The sequence below is a fragment of the Streptomyces sp. NPDC096040 genome (assembly GCF_040303265.1).
GTDB lineage: Bacteria > Actinomycetota > Actinomycetes > Streptomycetales > Streptomycetaceae > Streptomyces.
Map to the genome: position 1 here is coordinate 1 of NZ_JBEOTA010000075.1, position 7467 is coordinate 7467.

Sequence of the window (7467 nt, forward strand, 5' to 3'; positions counted from 1 at the left end):
CACGCAAACGGCGATGTCTGGGTGGGTGTCAGTGGTTGGGTGGTCCGCTCTTCCGATCGGGGCGGTCTGCTCCGCAGACGCGACGCGGCGTCGCTACGCGACGCTTCCCGGCGCTGCGCGCCGGAGAGTCCCGGACTCCGTCCGGGACAGGCCAGGCACTCCGTGCCCGGCCTGCCGTACCAACGCTCCGCGCTGGTACGGGGCCTGACTGCTCCGCAGTCAGGCGAAAAGCGCGGCAGCAAGGGGCCGCGAGCTCGTCGACCGCATGTGACTGACCGTCAACTCTCCCGTCGGCCAGTTCCGGTGACTTCCGGTCAGACCCCTGTGCGTCACTTCTGTTTTGAGCTTGGTTCTGGGATGATGGCATGGTTGCGCTCCCTCACTCGGGAGGGTGATTCGAACTCAAGATGCCCCGTGAGTTACCTATCTGTCGTTGCGTCAATTTGGTCCCGGATCCATTCTGGGCTAACTCCATAGCCCCTCCGCCGAACTCTGAGAATGCGAGGTCTTGTGGCTCACATGGAATTGCGTCCGCATCAGGTTGAGGCGGTGGATTCAGTGCTCCGGAATCTCTCGGAGCAGCCGGGCAAGGAATCCCGCCGGAAGGTCTGCGGACTCAGGTTATTGCCGCCACGGGGTCCGGTAAAACCCTGATCGGGGGGGCACTCGCCCCTGTCCGGCCCATGTCGGGGCGCAGCGTCACCGGGGCTGACCTGCACGGACGTTGGTCCGGGCCGTAGCGGGGCGCGGGGGTGGCTCCCAGCTCGAACTGACGGGCCGTCACGGGGTGGGGGCGAACACCGGGGGTCGCAACAATGCCCGGACCGGGAAATGGTGACGCTGCTTCAAAAACCCGGACGAGAAAAAACTCTGGAATCCGCACCCGCCACCACCCCGGGAATCGAGAAAGACACGGGAATCCGTTGCCGGAATACGCCCGGAAAACGCATCGGCAGACCTATCTACAGCTGCCGTATCAAGTTCGAAGAGCCGCAATACGAAGAAGGCCAACTCCGCATGGAGTTGGCCTTCTTCGCCGGTTGTCACCGGACGGTTCCGGAATCAGCAGTGGGGGTGCCGGCTCCTATGTCTTTCAAAGCAAGGAAGCAATATGGTGACGCTCCGTCACATGGTGACACAAGCGCCCTTGCCCCACGGGCTGTTCGCTACTAGTTGTACGTAGCCCAGAAGTTCGTCAGGTCGTCGGTCGAAACGTAATACGACTTGGTCGTGTTGCCGGGGTACTCGCAGACCCCGGACGGGTTGGGAGCGCCGCCCTCGATGCTGATGGTCGATCCGGCCTGGACCTGCATGTCCATGCTGAACCAGCCACCTCCCCACAGCGTCTTCTCCTTGGTGCCGGTGGATCCCGACGCCTTGATGCAGATGGGGGACTGGCTCACCTGCACCATGAGGTTCTTCGACCACACGGTTGCGCTCGCCGGAGTGGCGGTCAGGGTGCCGAGCGCGAGGAGACCCGCACCGGCCGCAGCCACCGCTCCGAGCTTACGGGCAGTGCGACGCTTGGACAGCAAGTTCATTTTTTTCCTTCTGCATGAAACGGTCGTCATGTCGATAAGGCGACCGCGGTTTCGCCGACATACTCACACGCGCGACGCCTCAAAATCCAATCGCGGTGCCTTAACAAGTGGTGTACCTCGCGGAAACGAGGGCGCGTCGCGCCATTCGTCCTGCCGACACTCTCCATGAAGATCTACGGGTGCAGCTCGGATTGAGCACTTTCCGGCAGTTGAGGTACGTCGCAACACATTTACTGCCGAAGGAAATTGACGTCCAGTTAGAAGTCGCGATCCAAAGGAGAGGGCGAGGGACTCTCCGCTGTCCACCAGGTCACCCTGTCGCCCAGGGAGGCGCCGCGAATTTTACGGGCTGCTTCCGGCACTTGGGTTCGTTGATGTGGTGTCACGGCCCCGGCGTAGTTCCGATCTGTCCGATTTCATGGTGGTTGATTAGATGTTGTAAACGGCGAGTCGCTGGGCGTGTACAGGTTCGACTTGACCCTGAGGTAGTCGATGTACACGCGCCTGACAGTGGTGTATGCCAGAGCCCGCTTACGCTCCGGGGGGAAGGGACACAGGCAGGGCGGCGTCGTTCAGTCGCTCTGTCCGACTTGATGGCGACTCATGTAGCCGAATTGGCTGCGATGTCCGCGGATCGGTCCGGAACGGAGGCGGGCACAGTCTCCGGGTGATCATGAGGTGTCGAGTCCCTGATCACCGCAACGGAAGACCGTGCCTGGCCGCTCATCATCGCCTATCCCTGCCAGTCTGGGCCAGCTCGTTGCTGCCCGGCCTCCCGTACCTGGGGAACACCCCGGCCTGCTGAACTGTCTCGCGGCGGTGCCTGATCCGCGCCGGGCCAAGGGCCGCCGCCATCCCCTCGCCTTCGTCCTCGCGCTGGCCGCTTGCGCTGTCCTGACCGGCGCGAGATCTCTGACCGCGATCGCGGAGTGGGCCGCAGACGCGCCGCCGACTGTCCTTGCTGCGCTGGGCGGCCCATGCCGTGAACCCAGCGGCCCGACCGCCCCGGCCGAGGCCACCGTGCGCCGGGTCCTGCAACGCATCGACGGCGACGCGCTCGACATAGCGATCGGCTCCTGGCTCGCCGCCCGCGACCCCGACCGCCCGCCATCCGGTCAGGACCCGCTCTCACGGCCCCGCCGTTCCCTGGCCGTGGACGGCAAGACGGTGCGGGGCGCCCGCCGCTCCGACGGCACCCAGGTCCACCTGCTCGCGGCGATGACCGCCACCGGCCTGGTCACCGCCCAGCGCGAAGTGGACAGCAAGACCAACGAAATCACCGTCTTCCGGCCCATGCTCGCCGAGCTCGGCCTGGCCGACACCGTGGTCACCTTCGACGCCCTGCACTCGCAGACCGCGCACGCGCGCTTCCTGGTCGAGGACAAGAAAGCCCACTACATCGCCGTGATCAAGGGGAACCAGCCCCTGCTGCACCAGCGCCTGAAACGCCTGCCCTGGCGGGATGTGCCCCTGCTGGGCAAGACCCGCTCCACCGCGCACGGCCGCGACGAGATCAGACGGGTCAAAACCGCCACCGTGGCCAACCTCGACTTCCCGCACGCCGCACAAGCGGTGCAGATCGTGCGCCGCCGGCGCACCATCACTGCCGGCGCGGTCACCCTCGAGCGCGTATACGCCGTCACCGACCTCGCGGCCGACCAGGCAGATGCTGCCGAAATCGCGCGCCGCATCCGCCGGCACTGGGCCATCGAGAACCAGCTCCACCACGTACGTGACACCGCCTGGACTGAGGACGCCTCCCGTGTGCGCACCGGCACCGCCCCTCGGGCCATGGCCAGCCTGCGCAACCTCGCCATCGGTGCCCTCCGCCTGGCAGGGCACCGGAGTATCGCCGCCGGCCTCCGCCACCACGCGCGCAACGCCACCCGCCCCCTGACCACCCTCGGCATCACGTCAAACCGGACAACGCTCCCAACTGACGTCCAGCGCCCCGTGCCGCACGGCGAGGCTGACTGAAATCGCGGATCGCACCCTAGTTTTGAACATGTTCAACTCTTTGGTCTAGGCTCACCCAAGACGAAGGAGGGGGCAGCCGATGAAGATTGTGATTCCTGGGGGCACCGGACAGGTCGGCGCGATCCTGAAGCGCGCACTCGACGCCGCCGGCCACGAGGTCGTGATTCTCACCAGACGCCCCAGGCGCGAGGGCGAGGTCCAATGGGACGGTCAGACCCTGGGGCCATGGACGGCGGCGGTGGACGGCAGCGATGTCGTCATCAATCTGGCCGGACGCACTGTGAGTTGCCGATACACGGCGGCCAATCTGCAGGAAATGATGGACTCCCGGGTCGACTCCACCCGGGTCGTGGGCGCCGCGATTGCGGGAGCTGCCCGACCGCCACGGCTCTGGCTGCAGATGAGCACCGCCACGGTGTACGCGCACCGCTTCGACGCCCCCAACGACGAGGCCACCGGTGTGATCGGCGGTACCGAACCGGGCGTGCCGGACTACTGGGCGTACAGCGTCGAGATCGCCAAGGCCTGGGAGCAGGCTCAGCAGCAGGCCGAAACGCCGGCCACGCGCAAGGTCGCTCTGCGCTCGGCCATGGTGATGAGCCCGGACCCCGGCGGGGTCTTCGCCGTCCTGCTAGGACTGGCCCGCCTGGGTCTCGGCGGCCCGGTCGCCGGGGGAGCACAGTACGTGTCGTGGATCCACGAACACGACTTCGTGCGCGCGGTGGAGTTCTTGATCGACCGGGAGGACATCGCAGGGCCGGTGAACCTGGCGGCTCCCCATCCCCTGCCGCAGCGCGCATTCATGCGCACCCTGCGCTCCGCCTGGGGTGTACCGGTGGGTCTCCCTGCGACCAAGTGGATGGCCGAGGTCGGCGCGTTCGCTCTGCGTTCCGACACCGAACTGCTGCTGAAGAGCCGCCGTGTCGTCCCGGGCCGACTGACCCAGGCAGGCTTCGACTTTCAGTACGCACAGTGGCCGCAGGCCGCGGATGAGCTGGTGCGTCGGGTGCGCAAACGGGTCGGAGACGGTTCCGCGGCACGCCGGTGAACGGATCCGGGACGGCGGCCGATCTGGCCGCGCCGTCGGGCCCTGGCCAGCCTGCGCTGCACCAGCCACCATGCGCGCAACGCCACCCTCCCCCTGGCCACCTCGGCATCACGTGATCAAACCGGACAGACCCACTGAACGACGCCGCCCTGGCCCTGGGCCTGGCCCACTTCGAAGGCCGCACCTGGAGAGGCTGGCACCACCACGTCACCCTCGTCTCCGTCGCGCACGCCTTCTGCACCCTCCAGCGCATCACCCGGTCCCCAAAAGAGACGGCGCCAGCCTGAGCCTCTACCGAGTCGCCCGCGAACTGCAGTTACTCCTCGCGGCCTGGACCGGCGCCTGCCCCACCTGTCACCGCGACATACCAGACCTCATACCAACCTGACCAAGCACTACTAGTGCTCTGGTGGGCATGCAGCGATCTGGTTCGTTGGGGTACTTGTTCAACCGGCCGGAGCCGCGGTTGGTGTTCGCGCAGTTCATTGAGGGGCTGCTGACGGAGCTGCCGAAGAAGAACGGTTGGACGCTGTCGGAGCGTGCCGGACATGTGACCGCGGACCGGATGCAGTGGCTGCTCAACGGATCGGTGTGGGACGCCGACCGGCTGCGTGACGCGGTCCGCGACTACGTCATCACGCACCTGGGCTGCGAGGACGCCTCACTCGTCATCGATGACACCCAGGCGCAGAAGAAGGGCACCAAGTCGGTCGGGGTGGCCTTCCAGCACTGTGGGCTGACCGGCGATGTCCGCAACTGCCAGACCATGGTGATGCTCACCTACGCCACCGCCGCTGGACACGCCTTCATCGACCGCCGTCTGTATCTGCCCGAGGAATGGACGGACGACCGCGACAGGTGTCGTGAGGCCGGGGTGCCTGACGAGATAGCCTTCGCCACCAAGCCCGAGCTGGCCATCACGATGCTCGAGCGGGCCCGCGATGCCCGCGTCCCGTTCTCCTGGGTACTGGCTGACGCCGGCTACGGCCGTGACCCGCAGCTGCGGGCCTGGTGCCATGACCACGCGGTGCCGTACGTGTTCGGCGTCCCGGTCGACCTCCCGGTCGATGGCCCGCCGGGCAAGCCGCGCCAGCCGGCCGTGAAGCGCGCCGACGACCTGCTCCACTACGCGAAAGTCCGTGACCAGTGGGAACGCCGCTCCTGCGGCGACGGCGCCAAGGGCGAGCGGCTCTACGACTGGACGGCCTTCGCCGTGCAGGTCAAAGACGAGAGCCCGGCTGATGGCTTCACGCACTGGCTGGTGTTGCGACGGTCCCTGCACCCCAACCGGCGGGGCAAGGACGGACAACTCCACCGGGAGATCGCTTACTTCCTCGTCCACGCCCCCGTCGGCACCACGGTCTCGGAAGTCATCGCCAGGGCCGGTGGCCGCTGGCAGATCGAGGAGGACAACGAGATCAACAAGCAGCTTGTCGGCCTGGCCCAGTACCAGGTCCGTAAATGGACCCCCTGGCACCGTCACGTCACCGCCTGCATGCTGGCCACCGCGTTCCTCAGCATCCAACGCGCCGCCATTCCCGAACCCGGCCAGACCCCCGAACCCGATCCGGATACCGGCTCGGAGCAGGCCCCCGATCAGGGAAAAGCTCCCAGCATCGAGGAGAGCGAGGCCGCTGGCTGATCCCCGGCCCGCTCCTGCGGCCATCCATCCACACCATCCGGCACTGCCTGGCCGCCACGCACCTCAACCCCCGCCACCCCGTGGAGACCGTCCTGACCTGCGAGTTATGGCGCCGACTCCACCAGACCCGCGCCATGGTCAGTCACTACCGACGCCGCGGAGACCCGCTCCCGGACCGCCTCCGACCCTGGGCCCACCACCGGCCGATCCCACCCATCACCGACCCTCAAGATCTCCGGCTGTAGTACTGGCCGCCCAGCGGCGCGAACGCGCCCGCGTCCGCAGCGAGAAAGGCATCCGGTGGGGCGGCCGACCACTGGCCATCCCGGCCTGACCCCGCCCATTACGGGATGCGCCTGTTACGAACCGAGGTCGGCGCGGACGAGACGCAATGCGGCCGCCGGGTCCGTGGCACGCGTGACCGTTCGGCCCACGACGACATGGGAGGCCCCGGCAGCGATGGCAGCACACGGCGTCCCGGAGCGGGCATGTTCGCCCGATGATTCACCGGGCAGCGCGACTCCCGGCGTGACGATCAGGCCATCGGCACCCAGCACGCTCCGCAATGCCGCCACGTCCTGCGGCGAGGCGATTACACCGTGGCAGCCGGCCCTGGAGGCCAACTGAGCCAACCGGAGCACCTGCTCCTGCGTCGAATCTCCGACGCCGATGTCGGCAAGATCCCCGTCGGTCATGCTGGTGACCACGGTCAAGGCAAGCACGCGCAGGTCATGGAAGTCGCGGGCGGCATCGACGGCGGCCCTCATGATGCCCACACCGCCCATGCTGTGCACGGTCACCATGGAGACACCCAGAGCTCCTGCGGCACGGACCGCACCAGCAACCGAGTTGGGAATCTCGAAGAGCTTGAGGTCCAAGAAGACCTCCTTGCCCTGCCCAACGAGAGGCTTGATGAAGTCGGGGCCAACCGCGGTGAGCAGTTCCAGGCCAACCTTGTAAAAACGGCACTCCTCGCCCAGCCGCTCGACGATGCTGTCAGCGGCTGCACGGTTGTCACAATCCAAGGCGACGATGATCTGGCTGGTCGGCTCCACGACGTCATTGTGTCGCCACCTCAACCGCTGCCCATCACCAGGCCCCACCAGACCGGCAATCCGCAGCTGCCACGTCCACGCACCCCCGTGATCGTTTCCGGTCACAGCACTAGTGTGGTGCGCCAGAAATCACGAGGGTAAGTTGCTACCCTGTTCGGGTGTCAGGTCCTGGGCCTTCTGCCGTGTCAATCTCGCTGTCTGAGG

5 protein-coding genes and 1 pseudogene are annotated in these 7467 nt (G+C 66.7%); 4 read left to right on the plus strand and 2 right to left on the minus strand.

Annotation, left to right across the window (positions count from 1 at the left end; translation table 11 throughout):
* Positions 1-1169: 1169 nt before the first annotated feature.
* Positions 1170-1496, minus strand: coding sequence for a hypothetical protein (locus ABTY98_RS41765; protein WP_352226405.1), 327 nt, complete (start codon positions 1494-1496; stop codon positions 1170-1172).
* 756 nt (positions 1497-2252) lie between these two features.
* On the opposite strand from ABTY98_RS41765, the gene ABTY98_RS41770 reads away from it, so the two are divergent.
* The 4 genes and pseudogenes from ABTY98_RS41770 (at position 2253) to ABTY98_RS41785 (ending at position 6208) form a co-directional block, all read left to right on the plus strand.
* Entirely contained in the window at positions 2253-3518 is a 1266-nt protein-coding gene (locus ABTY98_RS41770) for an ISAs1 family transposase (protein ID WP_352226406.1), read from the plus strand.
* Between the two features lie 79 nt (positions 3519-3597).
* Positions 3598-4566, plus strand: a complete 969-nt coding sequence (locus tag ABTY98_RS41775; protein ID WP_352226407.1) for a TIGR01777 family oxidoreductase — start codon at positions 3598-3600, stop codon at positions 4564-4566.
* A gap of 155 nt (positions 4567-4721) precedes the next feature.
* A pseudogene (locus ABTY98_RS41780) lies at positions 4722-4853 on the plus strand (IS701 family transposase); the annotation flags it as partial.
* Positions 4854-4981: 128 nt separating this feature from the next.
* On the plus strand, positions 4982-6208 hold the full coding sequence (locus ABTY98_RS41785; protein ID WP_352226408.1) for an IS701 family transposase: 1227 nt from the start codon (positions 4982-4984) through the stop codon (positions 6206-6208).
* A gap of 359 nt (positions 6209-6567) precedes the next feature.
* On the opposite strand, the gene pyrF is transcribed toward ABTY98_RS41785, so the two are convergent.
* Entirely contained in the window at positions 6568-7263 is a 696-nt protein-coding gene (gene pyrF, locus ABTY98_RS41790; protein ID WP_352226409.1) for an orotidine-5'-phosphate decarboxylase, read from the minus strand.
* Between the last annotated feature and the right edge of the window lie 204 nt (positions 7264-7467).